Origin of the sequence: Spirosoma aerolatum (assembly GCF_002056795.1) — a bacterium.
Classification (GTDB): Bacteria; Bacteroidota; Bacteroidia; order Cytophagales; family Spirosomataceae; genus Spirosoma; species Spirosoma aerolatum.
Genome location: NZ_CP020104.1, coordinates 1,751,951 through 1,774,435 on the forward strand (window position 1 = coordinate 1,751,951; position 22,485 = coordinate 1,774,435).

Annotated in this window: 10 protein-coding genes; 9 read left to right on the forward strand and 1 reads right to left on the reverse strand. The window is 48.5% G+C overall.

Features of this window, described 5'->3' with window-relative positions:
- Positions 1–16: 16 nt before the first annotated feature.
- From B5M13_RS07110 to B5M13_RS07145, 8 genes are all read left to right on the forward strand, one after another.
- On the forward strand, positions 17–1,942 hold the full coding sequence (locus B5M13_RS07110) for a sensor histidine kinase (protein ID WP_080055019.1): 1,926 nt from the start codon (positions 17–19) through the stop codon (positions 1,940–1,942).
- 390 nt (positions 1,943–2,332) lie between these two features.
- A complete protein-coding gene (locus B5M13_RS07115; protein WP_080055020.1) occupies positions 2,333–3,028 on the forward strand; it encodes a LytR/AlgR family response regulator transcription factor in 696 nt (231 codons plus the stop codon).
- An 840-nt stretch (positions 3,029–3,868) separates the two neighbouring features.
- The gene (locus tag B5M13_RS07120) at positions 3,869–7,063 is read left to right on the forward strand and encodes an SdrD B-like domain-containing protein (protein ID WP_080055021.1); all 3,195 of its coding nucleotides are present in this window, start codon (positions 3,869–3,871) and stop codon (positions 7,061–7,063) included.
- Positions 7,064–7,426: 363 nt separating this feature from the next.
- Entirely contained in the window at positions 7,427–8,152 is a 726-nt protein-coding gene (locus B5M13_RS07125) for a LytR/AlgR family response regulator transcription factor (RefSeq protein WP_080055022.1), read from the forward strand.
- Between the two features lie 287 nt (positions 8,153–8,439).
- Entirely contained in the window at positions 8,440–9,270 is an 831-nt protein-coding gene (locus B5M13_RS07130; protein ID WP_155297204.1) for a hypothetical protein, read from the forward strand.
- A 598-nt stretch (positions 9,271–9,868) separates the two neighbouring features.
- Positions 9,869–10,048 carry a hypothetical protein gene (locus B5M13_RS07135; protein ID WP_080055024.1) on the forward strand — a complete coding sequence of 60 codons (180 nt, stop codon included), beginning with the start codon at positions 9,869–9,871 and terminating at the stop codon, positions 10,046–10,048.
- Positions 10,049–10,189: 141 nt separating this feature from the next.
- The gene (locus tag B5M13_RS07140) at positions 10,190–11,743 is read left to right on the forward strand and encodes a CRTAC1 family protein (RefSeq protein ID WP_080055025.1); all 1,554 of its coding nucleotides are present in this window, start codon (positions 10,190–10,192) and stop codon (positions 11,741–11,743) included.
- 373 nt (positions 11,744–12,116) lie between these two features.
- Positions 12,117–12,617, forward strand: a complete 501-nt coding sequence (locus B5M13_RS07145) for a hypothetical protein (protein WP_080055026.1) — start codon at positions 12,117–12,119, stop codon at positions 12,615–12,617.
- 231 nt (positions 12,618–12,848) lie between these two features.
- Here the strand turns inward: B5M13_RS07145 and B5M13_RS33690 are convergent, their stop codons facing one another.
- Positions 12,849–13,040: a hypothetical protein gene (locus B5M13_RS33690; RefSeq protein WP_080055027.1), complete on the reverse strand. Its 192-nt coding sequence runs from the start codon at positions 13,038–13,040 to the stop codon at positions 12,849–12,851.
- Positions 13,041–13,336: 296 nt separating this feature from the next.
- On the opposite strand from B5M13_RS33690, the gene B5M13_RS07155 reads away from it, so the two are divergent.
- The gene (locus tag B5M13_RS07155; protein WP_170061094.1) at positions 13,337–22,426 is read left to right on the forward strand and encodes an Ig-like domain-containing protein; all 9,090 of its coding nucleotides are present in this window, start codon (positions 13,337–13,339) and stop codon (positions 22,424–22,426) included.
- Positions 22,427–22,485 lie beyond the last annotated feature (59 nt).

The following is a 22,485-nucleotide window of genomic DNA, read 5'->3' on the forward strand; positions in this document are numbered from 1 at the left end:
TAACTTGTCTACATGCATGAAATGGATTGCTTTCCTTCCTCTTTTTCTTGTGTATCAGACTGGGCTTGGTGCTCAGGGTCCTTCGTTTAGCCAGATTCCTGTTACGGCTAATATTGATAGTTTACAAAATATCTTACCCAGCCAACTTGCTCACGTTCGCTTTTCAACACTACTAAGCCTGGAGAAAAGTCTTCTTTTATGGGAAATGCGAATAGATTCTACGTACCTGGATGAGATAAAGAAAGACTTGCCGAACTATCCAGAGGCCAAGGGGCATTACTGGTATTTTAATTCATGGCAACAAAGGATTAAAACTCATTCAGATAAAGCATTTTCCGCTGCTAAGGCTGCCTATGCGTATTATAAACAGCAGAACGATTCAACCGGAATGGTATCGGCCTTATCGAATATGGGAATTATTATACTGGAACGTGATGAACAAAGTTCCTCCGATAAACCTCACTTTGGCCATCAGTACCTGGAAGATGCAATAGCCCTAAGTCGTCATTCCTCTAACCCAGAACTACAGATACTTTATACCTATGCCTTGGGGCGTATGCCTGGGTTGAAATTGTTGGGTAAGGCTGGAAATCAAATCTTGCCCCAAGTGCAGAAAGGACTCGCTTTAATCGATAAGCATCCTCAATATATCTCTTACAAACCTCAGCTATTGAACATATTAACTTTGCTATACTGGAGTAAAGGACAGTTGAAGGAAGCACAGGAATACACACTTCAAATTATTAATCTCATCAAACAACACAAGCGGAGCGTACCCATTGCCCACCTGTATAACCTTGGGTTTTATTACGAAATGCTGCAAAACTATGATAAAGCTTTACAGACCTATCAGGTAACCTGGGAAAAAGCCCACCAGTCGAATGAACCGTCGGTACGGTATCTTTGGCAAACCAGTGCTGGAATCCATGCCGCGCTGGTAGGCTTGAAACGATATAAGGAAGCTGCTACATGGGCAGATAGTATCTATACATATGGAGAAGAGTTTGATGCCGAAAATGTTAAAACGAAGCTACAGGAAACCGTAGTGACCTATGAGGTCGAAAAAAAAGATGCCCGAAATAAACTATTAGAGCAGGAAAAAAAACTGGCGCAGGCACAGAGTCAGCTCTATTTTGGGATTGGGATTTGTGCCACGCTTGGGCTTTTTATTACCGGATTTTTCATCTATCGCGAGCGCTTGACAAACAAAAAACTGAAAAACGCTTTAACTGAAATCGTTCAAATCAATCAAGCCAGAGATTATTTTTTTGGGGTAATTGCTCATGATCTACGACGCCCTTTTACAAGCTTTAAGGATTTGGCAGCCTTGGTCAAATACTATCTGACTGCACAGCGTTATGCTGAGTTGGAAAAGATTTCTCAAGCGATTGATGAAATGGGAAGGCATACATTACTCTTATTGGATAACTTATTGGGTTGGGCTTTAACACAGCGGGATGAAGTGCCCTACAATCCAGAAAATGTAAGCCTGAATGAGAAAATCCGTAACGTTGTCCAACTCTATCAATCAGTTGCCCAGCACCTACAGGTACATATACTAACCGAATGTCCAGAAAACCTGAGCGTTTACATGGATGCAAATGCCTGTGATTTGATTCTACGAAATCTGGTCGACAATGCCTTGAAAAATATCCAGCCAGGAGGTAAAATCACGCTTAAGGCAGTTGTAGAAAAAGAAACCAATCGAGCCCGATTAATTATCAAAGATACTGGCCGAGGAATGAGCCTTGAAAAAATAGCTTCCATTAAGAATATTCTGGCAGGATTGGCGCCTTCAAATTTATCCCGTGGCCTTGGGATGGTTATGATAGGACGTTTTATAAAAAGCAATCATATCACTATTGATCTAAGGAGTAACCTGGGCGAAGGAACAACGTTTGAACTAGATTTCCCTAGTGCTAAGTTGGAGGGCCGATCTTAAACCGTTGGAGCTCTGTAACCCTCTATTGTTATTATTTTGATTCTGATCGAGAGGAACTTATAAATCAACTCAGTAAACTTGCTTAACTTTCACACCAATGATGCGGCACCACGAAGCAGTCAAAAAGACCCTTTACACGTCATCAATAATACTTGGTTTTAAAAACCAAATTCGCCGATTTTGACCCATTACCAGCGCGAATTAAACAGCAACGTTTTACGCTATTCTGGTAGTTGTTTTTTTGTTATGCAGTCTACTTGTGATTTATTTAGAAGCTTATAATAACAGGGGTTTTATACCTATTAAAAGGCATGTATATATTTTAGTGTATTTATAAATTACTTTTCAGATAATTTCCGTCCCAACCCTAAGAGAGCTACCCGTAATTGTATGAATAGTTTAAAAATTCTGGTCATCGAAGATGATTTGATCTGGCAACTTAAGCTCCAGATGATGTTGGAACAACTCAATATTGGGACAATCATGCTGGCCAGTTCGCTGGCTGAAGCCCAAAATTTGTTGAGCACTCAGTTACCTGATCTGGTGATTGCGGATATTGTGATGCCCGATGGGATTGTACTCTCACTACTTACTAAAAATTATAAACAGCTACCTGTTATCTACCAAACAGGGTACTCGCAGGAGGGCTTCCTGAAAAAAGCCCTGTCGATGCCTAATATCGGCTTTTTAATGAAACCGTTTGAGCGGTTTGCTTTACAGGCAACCATTGAAGTACTACTTTCTAAAGTTCGCGTAAATACATCCCTGCCATCCAGCAGTATCAGTGTTATTGGAAAGCACAAGCACCGAATCGATCTATCTTTAGAAGGAATTTATTGGGTGAAGGCAGAGGGTAATTATTCGATAATCAATACAGTTGACCAAAAATATGTTCTAAAACGATCGTTACGGAAAGTGTGTGATGAGCTGACTGTTTCTTTTGTTCAGATTCATAAAAGCTACATCGTAAATGTTAATTATGTAGAGCGCATTGGGGAAGCCGAAGTCTATATAAATCGTCAGTCTATCCCTATCGGACGTAAATATCGAAAAGTATTGTTTGAAGCTATTCGGGATAAATACTGACAAGTTGCCTTACTTTTCACGGCTATGAATCATTTTTACAATGCATCGCTTCTTGGGTTTAAACTATTGATTTACAGGGTTTTATATTGAAATATGGTATTGTAGGGATTGCTCGGTTACCAATTTTGATTCAAGGTCGTATGCTGCCTGCTTCTATCAGGCGACATACGACTTTTTGCTTATATAAGATGGTTACGACTGGACAAGCGTAGAGGTTCTGGGCTTCTATTTCCTTTGCCAGTTTAACTTTTGATAAAGCTAATCTTACGGGCTTACCGGAAGCGTTGCTTTGTAGGAAGTGTAATTTTTATGAAAAAAGAGTGATAAATGCATTTCGTGTACAAAAAAAGCTGATCATCACCTCTAGTTAAATTTTGGTCAACTAAGGCATTATTGTTGTCTCCTCTTCATCCGTAAGACGGTAAAGTTTGGCCAGCTTTTACCCGTTTACCTGTAACGTCATCGCATTCAAGAGGCAAATTCTCAGTGGGTACGTTTAAGCATATCAATTGAGCGTAATGCTGCCTTTCCTACTCGTTCAGTTAGTGGGCGCAGGGCTATCGTGAAAAAAGCACCATAGTAGCGTGCAGATTGAAGTTCATGCCTTTTAAGCAAGTTATAAAAGACAGGGCTTTTGTCTACTGTACTTCTCGTTGAGCTTACGGCTCATGGAATGGTATTGTCGATTGGTTTATATCCGGTTGTCCTATAGACTCTATTCTAATACTAAAAGAGTGAGATACCGATGACGGCGAACAGGTTAGGATTCATTTGCTCATTTTAACGTTTTACTTCGTGAGACAAATCTATACACTGATAGTCAGGTTAGTTTGCCCCGGGTTGATAGTTATTCTTTTGGTATTGTGCCGGGTGGATGCTGTCAACGGACAAGTGAAAGGGATCGTTTTTCGGGACTTTGATTCCAATGGAATTCGGTCGGATACCTTGCCAGTTGAGGTAGGAGTGGAAGGAATACGGGTATTGGCTTTTGTCGAGCAAAGTACCCTGCCTATCTCTACGACCACCCTTGCCGACGGTACCTTTGCGTTTAACGAAGCCAGCATACCAGCCGGAAAACGAATTCGGCTTGAATTCACTAATTTCCTGCCCGGCGATTATAATGGCCCCTATGGCGTTGCCAGTCGAACCAGTGTACAGTTTATTACAGCGCCCACCGATCAGGCTAATTTAGGTATAGACTATCCAGCCGATTATTGTCAGCGTACCGACCTTCAACTGGTTACACCCTGCTATGTCAATGGTAATGTGCAATCGACAACCGATAGCGATGGAAACCCAGTACCCGCCGATAAACAGGCGGCTCAATCACCTGCTCTGGTCAAGTTCCCTTATGAAGCAGCTGGCGTTGCCAGTGCAACAAATTTTCCACCTGCCGATTTGGCGCATGCGGGCGAAGTCGGTGCCATTTGGGCGTTGTCTTACCAGCGCCGTACAAAAAAGATTTTTAGTGCAGCCGTTGTAAAACGACATACGAGTTTTGGGCCTGCCGGACCCGGCGGTATCTATATCACCGACATTGCTTCAGGCAAAACAACCCCGTTTATGTCTGTCAGTTCAATAGGCATCGATGTTGGTGATGACCCCCACACTGACCCCCTGGCCAATCTGTTTGGCGATATGACTCAGGCCAGCACCGACCCGGCTGCCATGACAGCGGTAGGACGTATGAGCTTCGGCGGTATGGATATATCGGAAGATGATAAAACGCTCTATTTTATCAATTTGAAAGACCGAAAGTTGTATAGTTTAGGAATCGGCTCTCCGGCAGTTGCGCCCACGTCTCCTACTGCCTTACGCTCCTGGAATATCCCTAACCCCGGCTGTTCATTTGGTGATTTTCGGCCGTGGGCGCTTAAGATGTATCACGGCAAGCTGTATGTGGGTGTCGTTTGTTCGGCCGAAACATCGCAGGAGACGAAGGATCTAAAAGCCACGATTTATCAGATCGATCCGACCTCCGAAAATGCAGTGTTCACAGAAGTGCTAGCATTTCCGCTCGATTTCCACCGGGGAGCGACCGATCTGACCGGCACCTGTATTCAGTATGATCACTGGTTACCCTGGAGCGATGCCTGGCCAACGCCCTGCGGTGTCGGGAATCAGCCTTATTTTGTTATGTATCCGCAGCCAATACTGACCGACCTGGAATTTGATGATGACGGCAGTATGCTGATTGGTTTTACAGATCGTTTTGGGCAATTATCGGGCATGGCCAATCATGATCCGGCGGGTAACGGACAGTATAATGGATTTACAGGAGGTGATTTGTTGAGGGCCAGTAGTCATAACGGCCAGTTTGAATTAGAGCAGAACGGTCGATCTGGCTCACTTACCGGAACAGGAGTTGGAAATCAGGAAGGGCCAGGTGGTGGTGAGTTTTTTGGCAAAGACGACTGGTTTTTTATTAACAACATTGCCCATTCAGAAGTGACCAACGGAGCCCTGTCGCTCGTTCCTGGCCGACGGGAAATCATTACATCCGCCTACGATCCCATAGCCAATGTTTATTTGTCGGGCGGGTTGAAAGTGTTTAATACAAGAACAGGTGCTTCCAATCGGGATTATGTATTGTATACGCAGAGCCCTGGTTCATTTGGGAAAGCGTCGGGGCTGGGCGATAACAAAGTCCTTTGCGATCCTGCTCCCTTATCAATCGGGAATCGCTTCTGGTTCGATGATAACCGGAATGGCATTCAGGACCCCTATGAGCCCGGTATCGATGGTATTGTGCTAACGTTACATGATATGGAAAATGGTGGGGAACAGGTAGCTTCTCAAACCACGCATGATGCAGGGCAATTTTACTTTACCAATGAGACCGTTTCAGGGGGTGTTTTGTATAACCATTCTTACGAAATTCGAATGGATATGAACCAGCTATCATCCTGGGATATTTCGCTGGATGGGAGTCGACTAATACCATCGGCAGGTGGGCGAGTTGCTGCCCGGGGGGCTCGTCAGGCTACGAGCCGACTCCCGCGCCAGTATTTCCTTTCACCAAAGGACCAGTCCAACTATGCCAATTCGGATACTCGCGACTCGGATGCCATACTGAATGGAACCACGGCTACCATTGCGTTGACCACCCTCGACGCTGGCCAAAATGACTTCACTTATGATTTTTCGATTCACACCTGTCCTGAATTAGCCAACGAAAAAGATAGTATTGCTCTTTGTTCAGGGGTTGTTATTGATTCCATCATGACCACTGGTTCGTATCTGAGTCAGGTTGATTCCGTACGATTTATTCTGTTTAGCAGCCCGCAGTCTGGCACGGCTATGTATGCCAATGCAGGAATCGACCTGGGCACGATTAAACCTGAGCCATCGACTGGACGGGCCGTCGTTGTTAATCCGGGGATTCCTACCATCAACGCAACCTCGGATGTTTCACGACTCTATGTATATGCCCTTGTTTACCCAATTCCGGCTAATCCTGCCTGCCGTCAATCCAGTGTAACCGTTATTTCAATAGCTCCGTCGATATCGGTTTCAGCTACGGCTGCCCAACTGACCTGTACCGAAAAGAGTGTACAATTAAAGGGGGAGGCATTCTACGGAGACGGTGTTTCGGCGCAACATGTTGGATTTAACTGGAGCGGTCCTAATGGATTTACCAGCATTGTTCAGAACCCTACGGTATCAGTTGCCGGGACATATACCCTGACGGGCAGTGATACGAAGTGTGCCCGTGACTACGTGACGGCAACTGTTACGGTCATGGCCGATACGATTCCGCCTTCATTAACAGCACTGGGGGCAATGCAATCCTGCGTGAACTGCCAGGGCAGGCTTTTAGCTGAAGTTGGAGAAGCTACCCTGCAATGGACTGGCCCTAATGGATTTACCAGTACAGAGGCCAATCCCATCGTTACAATCCCCGGCAGTTACATGGTTACTGCAACGGGGAAGAATGGGTGCCAACGTTCCCGGTCCGTCGAATTTGTAGCCCTGAACATGCAGCCTTGCCAGGAGGTGCGATGTTTGCCGATAAAATTTAAGAGGGTCAGATGACGCCCGTACACATTCTCATTCGGAAGTAAATCGTTTACTGGTTAAATGATCTGGTTGTGCAATTAGGTAAAAGTAACTAGAAATAGTACTTATATATCGTTAGATATAATGATGATAATATCAGTGCTGAATGTGTACTTAGTATGCAGTTCGTCACCTTTTAGTGTCGTGTTAACTAAGGAAGTCAGTTATTTGGCATACTATTTTTAGTAAGCTGCTTATCAACGATTATTTGCCGGTTCGAGTACGTTAATCATCGCTTGTTCTAATCAATTCCCATTGCCATAAACACGAATAAGGCTTATGTATTAACAGCACTATTCGTAATTAACCAAGCTTCTCATTCACAAAAATTTCCGTAACATGAAAGCAAGAAAGTACATTATCATTGATGTCGTAGAGACTGACATTGCTGACCTAAAAGACAAATTGCTAAAGTTCCCACTGCTGGAATGCGCGAAAGTCTGTTCCACACTTGAAGAGGCTGTTGATGTGTTAGCCAAGGAAAATATTGATCTGATATTTCTGGACACAGACCTGGGAAACGACAATGGACTAACACTCCTTAAATGTGGGATAAACTTGCCGTCGGTAATTGTGACCAGTAAGCGGCCTGAGGAAGCCTTAGAATGTTACAACATTGGAACCCCCGCCGATTTTCTGTTGAAGCCATTTAGCTTTGAACGGCTGTTAAGAGCAATGAGCCGGACTTTCAGGCAGCAATTCGCGTCGAATAGCTTTGCCAATTTAGACTCTATTTTCCTGAAAACGGGCCGTAAAATTCAGCGGTTTAATTACCAGGCGATTGATTACATCGAATCCTATGGAATTTATTCAAAAGTCCATATGTCCGATGGCTATCAAATTGTAAATGAGCGTGTGGCATCCTTGTCGAAATTACTGCCCGCCCATTTTTTTATGCGTGTACATAAGTCTTTTATCTTGAATATTAGCAAGATAACTAGTTTTGACCGCTCTGCGTTGTCCATTGGTACAACGAAAATTCCTATTGGTGTCTCCTATCGGTCGAAGCTGGAAGGCTTATTAAACCTCCTGGAGGTTACCGATAGTAAATATGTAGATGAATAAGCTACAGTAGCTACACATAATTCATTCTTCTTCATGATTTTGCCTATACTGCTATAGGCAAAATCTGCTATTGCCCCATCCTGCTATGGAGGGACGGTCGTCTGTTGCCGTGGAATATACTAAACGCTGATGAAAAACGCCTATTGAATCCACAGTAATCGGGTGGGTTAATAGCGCCGTGCAGGAAAGTTTAGTAAAACAGTGTAAATGCCTTGAAAGCCAAGAGAAGAGAGTATGTTTCCGCTCAATGAGCGGAAATAATCCGGGCTATTTTTTATCCGAAAAAAATGACAAATCTAGTAAGCATATCCTCCCGGATGAATCGGGGAGACGCTATGTACATGTCCTTACGGAGCATGATTATTCGTACAACCGGACTCAATCCCAAAGAGACCGATCATATGCGCGTGTTTTTTCGGCAGAATCTCTCGGGGATGAACTACAAAGAAATTTACGACGAATTGTGCACATTCGGGAATGACCGGGATAGTATGATGGAGCACTTCGATATACTGGTTTCGCCAACGCTTGGCATCAAAGAAACCCAGTGGTATTCCATTATTCGATACTGCTTGTTTTGCTGGAAGGAGACGGCTATAGCGAGTGTGGTTTTTGCTCCCCCTACATCCTCTGGCATGAATGTACATATATTGCACGATGTGCCATTTTTGCTCAAACGATTTGATAATGAAATGAAATGGGGAATCAACCAGATGATGGCGCTCAGAATTGCGATTTGGTTAACGAAACCTCCCTACCTTACACGACAGACAGACGATCAACCCTTAGAGACATTTACGCATTATTTGAATTTTGCCCGAAGGGCCCTGTTCGACGCATTGGATGTTCACCTGGCCAGCTCTGAAAACCATCTGAAAGAGATTCTTTACGGACAGTATAAGCTGGAATTACAGATTACAAAAGGCCGAAGCAGGAAAATACTCCTTCGCCTTGAAAATAACCTGTTTACGTGGACAGACATAAGCGATCCAGTTCTAAATCAGGCTACTATAGCTATGTGGTTGAAATTCAATTTGATACTTAAAAAAGATCCTATTGTTGACCGTATTCGACGGGGTGTTGTCAGCAATGCAATCAGTACGGTTTCAATTCAATAGAACGGGCCTATGGTCGCTTAACGCGTGCTAAAAAATGAGATTAGTCTCAGGTAGAGATGGGTAAACAGTGAGCAAAATGTTTGCCAACGAGCAGTTTTTATCCCACGGCTTTTGTGAGCTAAACAGGGTGGAAATTACAATTAATAGGGTCTCAATAGCTAGTTAATAGTACTAAATTGGCTTTAATGTGTAATCTGCCCTGATACTTGCCCGAATAAAAAATGGAGTGAATTTCTGCCTATGCTTATTAACGCTTAGTTGGCAGTTAACCCTAGTTCAATCATCAGTAACCAGCATGAAACTGGCAATAACCAGCAAGGGGCCAGATTGAACTGAGCGAATAGCCTAATATGCCTCAGTTTTTGCTATTCAGAGTATATGATCAGTCTATTGGCTGCAATGGTCTGAATGAATTAGCAAAACATCCTTGTTAACTATGTCAAAAGAACTCTACTTACTACTGATTCAAGGATTGCCTGGGTTATTGATAACGAGTAAGTATGCATTATCAAAAGTGCCTGCTACTCGATTTTATTCCATTTCCCAGGCTGGGTGGACAATAACGTTTAGTAAAGAAAGGCTGACATCTTCCAGACAAATGGCCAACAACGTGAATCTGGACCCTGTAGCGAAAGGCTCCGTTTCCTACACCCAACAACTGGCAAAAGCCAGGCCAGGATGTTCGCCCGGCTATATGTATCTGTCGGCAACAGCTAAACCGGTAATTGCGTTCTACCCGTTTTCGACTATTTCGTTTAACGAGCTAGTTCAAACGTGACGTATATGGTGCTCCGTTAGAGCTTTTGCGCTTTATCCAACTTTACTTTAACATCAATAAACCTCTGCTGATTAGCTCTCTTCAGTGTAGAGGGAAGAAAGGGTTTGTGAAACAAATTCAATAAGCCTATAAACAGTTGTTATGAGAATTCCTCTTTCTACATGGCTGCTCACGATGATGATCGCTACGTCTGCTCAAAGCATAGTCTATGGGCAAATTAGTTTCATCAATGCCACCGATAAGCTACCCGATCGTCCCTTCGTCGGGTTTTTATCGAAGGCGGTGGTTGATGTGGATGGCGATGGATTCGATGATATTGTTCGCACCCATTCCCGTACAAAGCAACTGTCAGTACTTACCCAGTCATCGGCTCATGCCTTCAGTAGCACGTTGTTGAGTACACTAGGCAAAGAACCCATTGCCACCCTGGTTGGGGATGTGGATAAGGATCATCACAACGACCTGATTACGGCTGGCTTCTACGATGGCGTAACGGTGCGCCGTAACCAAAGCAGTGGCTGGCTGGCCGATACGATCAATAGCCCTAAAATCTGGATGCAGGGGGCTAACCTGGTCGATATCGACAACGATGGCTGGCTGGATCTCTTTGGCTGCAACGATGCAGGGCTTAATCAAATATGGAAGAATAACGGACAGGGTGCCTTTGCACCTGTTACCAACTGGATCGATATGCGTACCGTACCAACCTCCGACAACTCGGGCAACTATGGCTCGGTCTGGTCCGATATCGATAACGATGGTGATCTGGACCTCTACCTGGCCAAGTGCTCGAAATATGCCGTAGGGCCCCAAAATGCTAGTGATCCCCGGCGCATCAACCAGTTGTTTATCAACCATACCTACGACCGTATCAATGGGCAGTTGGTGAAGAACACAACCAATTTTTCGGCTGATCCAACCAACTGGTTCAGTGAAGCGGCCGCCGGAACGAATGCGAAAATCAGTGGTCAGTCGTGGACGGCCGACTTTGCCGACATCGACAACGATGGTGATCAGGACTTGCTGGTAACCAACCACGAAAGCCCAACCATGCTACTGGAGAATGATGGAAAGGGCCATTTCACCGACATCACCACCCAGAGCGGCCTTGCGAATGTGCTGGAGCCACTACAGGGGCTGATGCGGGATTTTGACAACGATGGTTATGTGGATGTATTGATCACAGGCGATATGGCTGCTCAGTTATGGCGCAACAATGGCAACAAGACCTTTACACTCCAGACCGGTGCCCTGGGAACCATCAAGACGACCTCCTTTGCCTTGGGTGACCTGAACCACGATGGCTTTCTGGATGTGTATACGAGTCATTACCCAAGAGCCGATGCTGAGGATGAGCTTTGGCTGGGGACTCCGAATGGGAACCATTTTCTGGGCGTGACCTTGCAGGGTATGCAATCGAACAGCAATGGGGTAGGGGCAAAGCTTATCGTCTATCGGTCAGATGGCGTTCAACTGCTGCGTGAAGTGCGTAGTGGCGAGAGTTATGGCATCACCAACAGCTATACCCAGTTGATCGGTTTAGGCCCTACGGCCAGTATCAGTCGGATCGAGGTTCAATGGCCATCAGGGCAGCGGAGCCGAATCGATACCCCTGCTTCAGATCAATTTCTGATGATTACCGAGCCGATCTGTACGAATCGCTGTGTATCGTTACAGGTATCAACCCTACGATGAGGATTCTATATAACAATAGCTTGGTCTTAGGGATTGCCCCCATGTTGGTCTGTTACTGGTGCTTTTGTCCTGCTGACGAAGGAAATATCTGATGGACAGCCTGTTCGAGGGGCACCCTGAGATCCTTCGTTCGTCAGGATGACAAAAGAGGAGGGTGATGCCAAAAGAGGAAGGGTGACAGACGAGCGACGGGATCGCCCTGCCTTTGTCATGCTGTGGAACGAATCGGACCGCTCGGGCGCCCCCGCGCCGAAGCGGCATCTGAGAGTCAGTCTGTTTGAGGGGATCCAGAAGATCCTTCCTTCCTCAGGATGACAAGAGGATAATAAAAAGAGAGAATGGTAAAGGAGAATAAGTTTTCAATGAATAAACGATGAAACAAACCATTAGTATACCCGTTGATCGCCAGCGAAGCTGGGCCTGTTTACTGACGGGCCTGTTACTTTGTCTGTATTCAGTTAGTGGCTGTTTACAGTCACCTCAGTTGGCTTGTGCCCGGCCTGACTTGACTGGCACTGAAAACCAGGTGAGTCCTGCTCTGGCGCAGGTGGTTTCAGCCGAAAACAAGCTTCTGTTTACTTGGGCTCGTGACCGTTATCGTCGCACTACCAACTGGCACCAACCCGATACTGACCGGGCGCTGGCTAGCTATACAGGTTGGGGTAACACCGCTCTAGGGTATCGCCACATTTGCGAATCACATTGTAATCAGCGTCTTACAGCCGAAGTCGACCTGATCGCCATGTCGATTGGCGCGACACATCCTGACCAACTAATGACCTGCCAGCCCTTACTGGCAGGTAGTCGAGTTTGGGCGTATGGGTTTTTGGGTATACACCAGCTTTTGGGTCGTCATCCTGCTTTTTTATCATGACGCTTCCTTCTCCCTTTGCTGCCGCTTTTACCTACCCCGCCTTTGTCATGATAACACTTTTGTCCTGCTGACGCAGGAAGCATCTGAAAGCCAGCCTATTCTACAGGCACCCTCCTTCCTGCGTCAGGATGACAAAAGAAGAGAAGGATGATAAAACGAGTGACAATGATACCAACACGAAGCAACAACGAACAACCCCATTTTAACGACCAATAACCGATGCCTTTTTTACTAAACCACCCAATGGGCTGGGCCTTTGCCCTTCTTGAGCTGCTGCTCCGGCTTACCCTGGGCGACAGCCGCTACCCCCAACACCCCGGCCGACAACAACGCCCCGACGGCATTGGCCAGGATAGCCGAGGCTGGGAGTGTATTATCCGATTGTATGAAGACCTCCATGGTTGCGTGCGCATACGAGGGCATGATGGATAGGTGATGTAAGCGCGTTCTCCTGTTTTTTTTCTGACAAATGAGTTCGTTTTCCCCCGCCACCGGATGGGGTAAGGGGGCGTTTTATCCCTAATTCATTATGAACAAGACAAGTACACACATATCCGTGCGGACGCATAGGCCGCACACTGGCCCCCCTACGGCCCGAACGGGCAGGGTGGGCTGCTTCCCAAACCGGTTGCGCCTGAGCAACCCAATACCTGTTTGTACCCATCACTCTAGCCACCGATAACGCTATGGAACAGACAACTACACGATACTTAACACGAATGCAACACACGCTACGAGCCATGAGGCAACTGCTTTGGCTTCGGTATGGCATTGCGTTGCTGTTAGTGGCTACCTCCCTTTATACGGCTCTGGCCTTTGTTGGGGATGGTTACCTGACCAACACCGCTCTGCCGACGCTTGATAAAGTGGTGAAAGCGGCTCCTTCTGTGCCAGCTAGCCATAACAGCAAAGACAAAGCTCTCCCCAGAAAGGGCGTGGAGACAAAAGCTACTATTGCTTTTGCTCCCGACTCCGATGGGGATGGCGTAACCGATGACGTTGATCTTGACGATGACAACGACGGGATTTTGGATGTGAACGAAGGATGTAATGCATCCTTGATACAGAACGAGTATCAAGGAACATTTGGGCTAACAAGCGCTTGTAGACCCAGTAGTGGAACTGTGACAAACTACGTCTACTCGTGCGGTGTAACGAGTGGAGTTGTAGAAGGGGGATATGCTATCGTGAATGGATCTATACTGGGCTCATGGAACCAATCGTGGCGCAATATTCAGGGGCATTCAACTTCTAATCCAAACGATGCCTACTTGTTTGTGAATGGAAATGTAACTGCTCAGGGTATATTTTACACAGGTACATTCACTGTGACCACAACAGGGAGCTATAAGTTTGGTGCCTGGGTAGTAAATCCTATTAAGGCTGGTACAAACTTCATAACTCCAAATCTTGGTGTTAGAATTATCAATACAGCGACATCTGCCCAAGTAGGTAATATTACATCCGGCAATTTGCCAGAAGGAGGCAATTGGCAAGAATTGTCAACTACTTTGAGCTTGGTACCTGGCACTTATAAAATCGAGATGTATAATTCGTCTCTTGGGGCATATGGTAATGACTTCGCGCTGGATGATGTCTATCTTCTACCTGTACCTTGTAATGCTGATCTTGACGGTGATGGGCTGGTAAATAGTCTTGATCTAGATTCCGATGGTGACGGCTGCCCTGACGCTCTTGAAGGCGGAGCCAGCTTCGCGCAAGCTAAATTGATTGCTTCATCAATGCCGGGAGGCAATAGCGGCACCGGGTATACGGGCACATCTGCCACACCTATAACGCAGAATTTGGGTAATGCTGTAGATGCTAATGGCGTACCAACTTTGGCTGGAACAAGCGGCCAAACAGCAGGAACTAGTCAGAATGCAGCGATTAAAGCGGCTGTTTGTGTAATCAATGCCAACAACGATGCGGCCACTACGCAGCAGAACACGCCCGTTAACATTCCGGTGCTGACCAACGACACCAATAATGGCACTCAGGCGACCAACACCAATGTGACGGTTTCGCTGCTTACTCCACCGGCCGTGGGTACGGCCATGCTGAACTCAGATGGCACGTTTACCTACACGCCACCACCGGGCTATTCTGGGACAGCCACATTTCTCTACACTATCTGCGACAAAACCTCACCGACGGTGTGTAGTACAGCTACGGTAGGAATTAATGTGAGTTGTTCAGATTATTCGATGATTGTAAGCGATGTTAATACATCACAATTGGAAGTATTTAAAGTTGGATCAACAGGACCCAAACTTACGTGTGTTATAAATGCTTCAGGAGGTGAAGGGGTGGCTGCAAACCAACCCACTGGAATTTTGTACGCCTTAAAGGATGCTTTGTCTGTATATGTGTACAATTACCAGAAAGGCCAACTAATTACGCAAATTCCTCTGAGTGATCGGGCTCCAGATCTTACTCTTTCTCCCGATGGAGCTTATCTTTATGTTGCTACTTGGTCTGCTGTACAAAAATATAGTACAGCAACAAATACGTTAGTAGCAAGTGCGCCTAATGCCAATCTACAATCAGTAGGCGAACTTTGGGGAATAGCCGTAAATCCAATTACAGGAAATGTCTATACTTCGGCTGGATTTAGACCTACATACAGCAATAAGTCAACTATTCAGTATATATCACCCTCGATGACAGGGGCCACTACTACATTGGTGACGGCTCCTTCTGGATATTATTACCGTGGTATAACGTTCGATAGTCAGGGTTATTTATGGGCTGTCATGTCGACTTCTGGACTAGGCTCTGGTGGCCCTGATAAACTAGTAAAGTATGATGCTATTACGGGTGCTGTACTGGGTACCTATACATTACCTGTCCCAAATCCTAGTAGCCTTTCCAATGGTAGCCAGGTAGCATTCGATGTAGCAGTAGGGCCAGATGGAAACTTGTATATTGCTACCTTAGGTGGCGATTGTGTAACAAAATTCGACGTAAACACTAACACGTTCTCTACATTTGTTCCATATGCACAGGGAACAGGATCAAAAGCTTTAACTTTTCTCTGTGGTCCATTCTATTGTACGACCCAAATCACGGCTAACCCCGATTTGCAGACGACTACGCAGTGTACGGCGGTGAATGTGCCAGTACTGACCAACGACACCTATGCGGGTGCTACGCCAACTACCTCGAATGTGAAGGTAACGGTAACCTCGCAGCCCGCCAACGGTACGGCCACGGTCAATTCAGATGGTACCATCAAGTTTACGCCGACCTGTACCTTCACGGGGTCAACGACGTTTGCCTACTCGATTTGTGAGGTGCAAAACACCACCAACTGTGCGGCCTCTACCGTAACGGTGAATGTGGTAGGGGTAAAAGCCAACAACGATGTAGCCACTACACCGCAGAACACGCCCGTTAACATTCCGGTGCTGACCAACGACACCAATAATGGCGCTCAGGCGACCAACACCAACGTGACGGTTTCGCTGACGAATCCGCCAGTAAGTGGTACGGCCACGCTGAATCCTGATGGCACATTTACCTACACGCCACCGCCGGGTTTCTCAGGACCCGTCAGCTTCACCTATACCATCTGCGACAAAACCTCGCCGACGGTGTGTAGTAGGGCTGTGGTAGGTGTAAATGTAAGTTGTTCTAACTATAGCCTGCTGGTAAGTGAGTATGTTGGTAAGCGACTTGATGTCTTTAATTATGGACAATCGAGTGCAACCTTTACCTGCGCTAGATCCAACTTTGGTGGAGAAGGGGCTGTAACCAATCCTACGACTAATTTAGCTTATATTGTATTATTAGAAGCAAACAGTACTGGGCCTAATCGCGACATCGCTGTATACAATTATGCTACAGGTACAGTTGTTACAAGAATATCGACTGTGCCCGGTTTGGCTATTGATATAGCTCTGTCGCCTGATGGATTATATGCCTATGTTGCAGGTACAGGTGGAGTATCGAAAATAAGCACTACAACAAATACTGTCTTAACTACTAATACAAGCCGGTCTTTCAACTGGGGGGTTGCCGTGAATCCTAATACTGGAAATGTATATGTAAGTGGAGGCTGGGAGCAGTATTATTCGAGTGGCGGTACGTCAACAATATCGTATATAGCGCCTTCTTTATCCGGTTCATTTACGAATTTAGTGACTGCCCCAAGTGGGTATTACTATAGAGGAATCACGTTCGATGCCGCCGGGAATCTATGGGCAGTTATGTCGCCTGACCCTGCTAGTGGACCGGATAAATTAGTTAAATACGATGCTAATACTGGTGCGGTATTAGGTACTTACTCATTTCCCGTTCCTGTAGTTAATGGCACCTCCGGAGGTACTAGCGTAAGCGCATGGGATATTGCAGTTGGGCCTGATGGTAATCTATATATTGGCACGATGAAAGGGGATTGTATTACAAAGTTTGATGTAACAACCAATACCTTTTCGACCTATATACCTTATGTGTCAGGTGCCGGAGCTAAAGGTCTTGCCTTTGTTTGCGGTACGTTTTATTGCACCACTGAAATCACGGCTAACCCCGATTCACAGACAACTACGCAATGTACGGCGGTGAACGTGCCAGTACTGACCAACGATACATACGCTGGTAATACGCCAACTACCTCGAATGTGAAGGTAACGGTGACCTCGCAGCCCGCCAACGGTACGGCCACGGTCAACTCCGATGGGACAATCAGGTTTGCACCTGCCTGTAGCTTCACGGGCGTTACTACCTTTACCTACTCAATCTGTGAAGTTCAAAGTACGACTAATTGCTCAAGTACTACGGTAACGATCACGGTGAATCGCGTCCCCGATTCGGATGGCGATGGTCTGCCAGACAATATTGACCTGGACGATGATAATGATGGCATTCTGGATATTTATGAAGATTGTACGGCTTCATTAGTAACCGAAGAGTTTCAGGGTACGTTTGGGCAGACATCGGTCTGTCGGGCGTCTACGTCTAGTGTCACATCTTATGCGTTTGCGTGCCAGCCCAATGCAGGACAATACACGATTTTGAATCAGTCGATTCCGCCTACGTGGAACAATCCGGTATTCCAGGCCCTGAACGGTCACTCGTCAACGGCTGCAACGGATGCCTACATGTGGGTGAATGGTTCGTCGGCAGTGGGGGTTTTCTACTCCGGTCAATTCACCGTAACCACGGCTAATACGTATAACTTCGGCTGCTGGGCGGCTAACATGGTCAAGGCAGGAACGAATATTGGCTTGCCCAATGTAGGCGTACGAATAATCAATACGGCTACGTCGGCACAGGTAAGCAATATTACTTCAGGCAATTTGCCCGAAGGCGGCACCTGGCAACAGGTAGGTTCTTCGGTAACGCTTTCGCCTGGCACGTACCGCCTGGAAATGTATAACATCGGAACCGCAATCAGCGGCAATGATTTTGGTGTCGATGATATTTATGTGACTCCGGCAAGCTGTAATAATGATATAGATGGCGATGGCATACCAAACCGTTTAGACCTCGACTCCGATGGCGACGGTTGTGCCGACGCTCTGGAAGGTGGAGCCAGCTTTACCAATGCAAACCTGGTGGCTTCGTCGATGCCGGGTGGTAACAGCGGTGCTGGCTATACAGGTACATCAACCAATCCGATTACCACTAATCTCTGCGCAAGCGCAGCCTGTGTTGATGCGAATGGTGTGCCAACAATAGCTGGAGCAAGTGGGCAATTAATTGGCACCAGCCAGGACGCTACTCAACAGGATGTAGCCTGCTGTACGTCACTGACACCTGTGCTATCGGCCACCAGCAAGTCGAATGTGTGCCCGATTACCACGGTCGATCTGAGCACCATTACGGCCAGCAATACACCCGCCAGCTATACCCTGGCCTGGTTCAGTGGCACACCGGCTACGGCGGCCAACAAACTGAGCAGTGTCAATTCTCTGACGGCAGGTACCTACTATGCGGCCTTCACCAATGGCACCTGCTATGGGCCAACCGCGCCGGTGTCGGCATCGGTACTAGCCTGCTTCGACTGCGCCAACATCACCGTTGGCGGTAAATTTGTGGCTGGTTTCCCCTCGTCGGGTACGCTTACCGTGCCCATCTCGGGAGCTAAAGCCGGATCGTTCACCCTCAACCTGTCGGGTACGGGCTTTAGCACCACGCCATCGCCCTACGTCACTACGCTGACGGCCAGCCAGACGGCCATTGCCATTCCGGTGCAGTACGACGGATCGGGTTCGGCAGGGGTTGTTAGTCTGTCGCTCAGTTCGCCACAGGCGGGCAATAGCTGTACGCCAACCGTACCTGTCACACCAGCTATCCCCTGCGCACCGTTGATTCCGGGGCAGGTGGTGCCGGGTAAGGCCAGTGTGCTGGTGGGCGATGCGACCTCCTTTACCTACGTTGGTAAAACGCAGGGCAGCACCGTTCGCTGGTTTATCTCGCCGTCGAACACCGTATCGCCCAACCAGGGCACGGGCACCGTCATTCCGTCGGTATCCTTCCTGCAACCGGGCTATTATCAGATTATTTTTGAAGAGACCAACAGCACCAGCCCCGCAGGCTGTAATATCCCCAGCACGGTGCAGTCGACACTCGACTACCTGGTAAAATCGCCGACTCCTGTCTGCGCCTATCCCGGATCGAGCACTGTAACGACGCTGCCGACGGTAGCTGCCGTCAAAATCGGCCAGATGGGTAGTTTCTCGCTGGTGGGTGGTCAGCCCTACAACAACGTGCAGTGGGAGATTATCCCCTCGGCTGGCGCTACACCTAACTCAGGCAGTGGTGCGTTTACCAGCAACATCACCTTCAGCCAGGAAGGGCTGTTCCGGGCGGTGTTTACGATGACCAACCTGGGCGATGGCACCTGTACGCCGGTTCAGAAAGTGAGTGCCGGACTGATTTCGGTGGGTCTTGACCCCTGCGCAGCGCCGTCGCCTATCGATGTGCTGGAAGCCAGTGGCAAAGATTCGACCCTGGTTGGCACCACGGCTACCTTCAATGCTGTTGGCGGTGTACCCCGTCAGAGCATCATCTGGAAGGTATACCCCACCACGGGTGTATCGAGCGTGAGCGGAACGGGTAGCTCGGCCACGATTACCTTTAGCCAGACGGGCGATTATGTCGTTACGTTCATTGCTACCAACGGTAGTCTGCCGCTCAACTGTACCAAGCCAACATCGATAGCTGGTAACCGCGCCATCAAAGTATATGGCCCAACGGTGCTGCCACCGATTGCCACGCCGGACATCAACACCACACGGGTGAACACACCGGTGCCGGGTAATGTACTGACCAACGACAACGATCCGAATAGTCCGGTCCAGTCGCTGACAGTAACGTTGATTTCTCCACCGCCAGTGGGTACGGTATCGCTCAACCCCGATGGTAGCTACGTCTATACCCCGCCGACCAATTTCACGGGTACGACCACCTTCTGCTACAAGGCCACCAATACCTCAGGTCTGAGCAGCACCGCTTGTGCCACCATCACGGTCGTTCCCGATCCGGTTCCGGCCGGAGTGGGCAACAACCCACCGGTGCCCAACAACGATGCCACGCAGACGACAGTGGGTACGCCGGTGAAGATTGTGATTCTGGGCAACGACACCGATCCTGACAGCAACACCTCGCCCAACGGTCAGTTGAACACGCCTGTTCTGCTGGGTCAACCTGCCCAGGGTACGGCCATTCTCAACCCGGATGGCAGCGTAACCTACACCCCGCCGACTGGTTTCACGGGTGTGGTGACCTTCCCTTACCAGGTGTGCGACAAGGCCAGCAGCCCGCTCTGTGCCACGGCTCTGGTAACGGTAACGGTACTGCCTACACCAGCGGCTGGTACGCCACTGTCTCCGGTAGCGGTTGATGACGCCCTGCTGACACTGGTGAACACGCCGAAGCAGGGTACGGTAGCCTCGAATGATAGCGATCCCAACAACCCGGCGCTGCCGTTGACCTTCACCGGAGGCCAGCCCAGCCACGGTACGGTGGTGCTCAACCCCGATGGTACGTATACCTACACGCCAACGACCAACTATAGCGGTCCTGACTCGTTCACCTACAACGCCTGCAACACGGCTGGTAAGTGCGACAAAGCCACAGTTTATATTGTGGTTCTGCCGCCAACGATTCAGCCACCGATTGCGACACCGGACATCAACACCACACGGGTGAACACACCGGTGCCGGGCAACGTATCGACCAACGATAACGATCCCCAGAATCAGCCGTTGACCTTCACGCTGATCACCCCACCACCAGTGGGTACGGTATCGCTCAACCCCGATGGTAGCTACGTCTATACCCCGCCGACCAATTTCACGGGTACGACCAGCTTCTGCTACAAGGCCACCAATACCTCTGGTCTGAGCAGCACCGCTTGTGTCACGGTCGATGTCTTGCCTGATCCGTCGATTTTGCAAAACAATCCGCCCGCACCCAACAACGATGCCACGCAGACGACAGTGGGTACGCCAGTGAAGATTGTGATTCTGGGCAACGACACCGATCCCGACAGCAGCACCTCGCCCAACGGTCAGTTGAACACGCCTGTTCTGCTGGGTCAGCCTGCGCAGGGAACGGCCATTCTCAACCCGGATGGCAGCGTGACCTACACCCCGCCGACTGGTTTCACGGGTGTGGTGACCTTCCCTTACCAGGTGTGCGACAAGGCCAGCAGCCCGCTCTGTGCCACGGCTCTGGTAACGGTAACGGTACTGCCAGCGCCACCTGCCGGAACGATTCTGCCTCCGGTAGCGGTAGACGATGCTCTGCTGACCAATATCAATACGCCGAAGCAGGGTACGGTAGCCAGCAACGATAGCGATCCCAACAACCCGGCGCTGCCGCTGACCTATACCAGCGGCCAGCCGAGCCACGGTACCGTAACGATGAACCCCGACGGTAGCTATACCTACACGCCGACGACCAACTACAGCGGTCCTGATTCGTTTACTTACACGGTATGCAACACGGCCAGCAAGTGCGACAAGGCGACGGTATACATTGTGATCCAGCAACCGAAGGGTCTGCTGCTGATGCCGAAAGCCTGGTTGCAGGGGGCTCTCTTCGGGGTCACCGATCCGAACGGGCTGATGCGCGACGACCTGCGGGTGAAAGGGTATCTGCCCGCCAGCAGTCCGTATGCCAGCCTGAATCCCATCACGCCGGTGGGTCCGATCAGCAACACGGCCACGGTCTTTGGGGTAACGGGTGCCAACGCCATCGTCGACTGGGTCTTTGTCGAACTGCGTAATCCTGCTAATCCGTCGCAGATTATCGATAGCCGGGCCGCCCTGATTCAGCGCGATGGTGACATCGTCGATCTGGATGGTCAGTCGCCCGTATCGTTCACGGCTGCTCAGGGAAGCTATTATGTAGCGGTTCGCCACCGCAATCACCTGGGTGTGATGACGGCCAGTGCCATTCCGCTGAGCTTCACCAGTACGGTGGTTGACTTCCGCACGCCTTCGACGCCGACCTACCGCATCAGTACCAGCGCGGTAAATCAGCCGGAGGTAACGGTAGCGCAGGGTGTGGCGCTGTGGGCCGGTAATGTGCTCTACGATAAGTCGGTGATTTATCAGGGAACGACCAACGATGTGTCGGCTATCTCGCAGCAGGTGAAAGGCGCCACGGGCAATGTGACCGGCACCGCCAACTACATCCTGCAGGGCTATAACACGGCCGATGTGAACATGGACGGGCAGGCTATTTACCAGGGTACGGGCAACGATGTGAACTACATCTACCTGAACGTAACCAAGAATCACCCAGGTAATGTGGCGGGTCAGAACTTCTTTGTCATCCCCGAACAACTACCCTAACTACGAGTAGGTACCTCTCCGGCTTCGGCTGCTGGTCGGCCGGGGCAGGAGAGGTATCC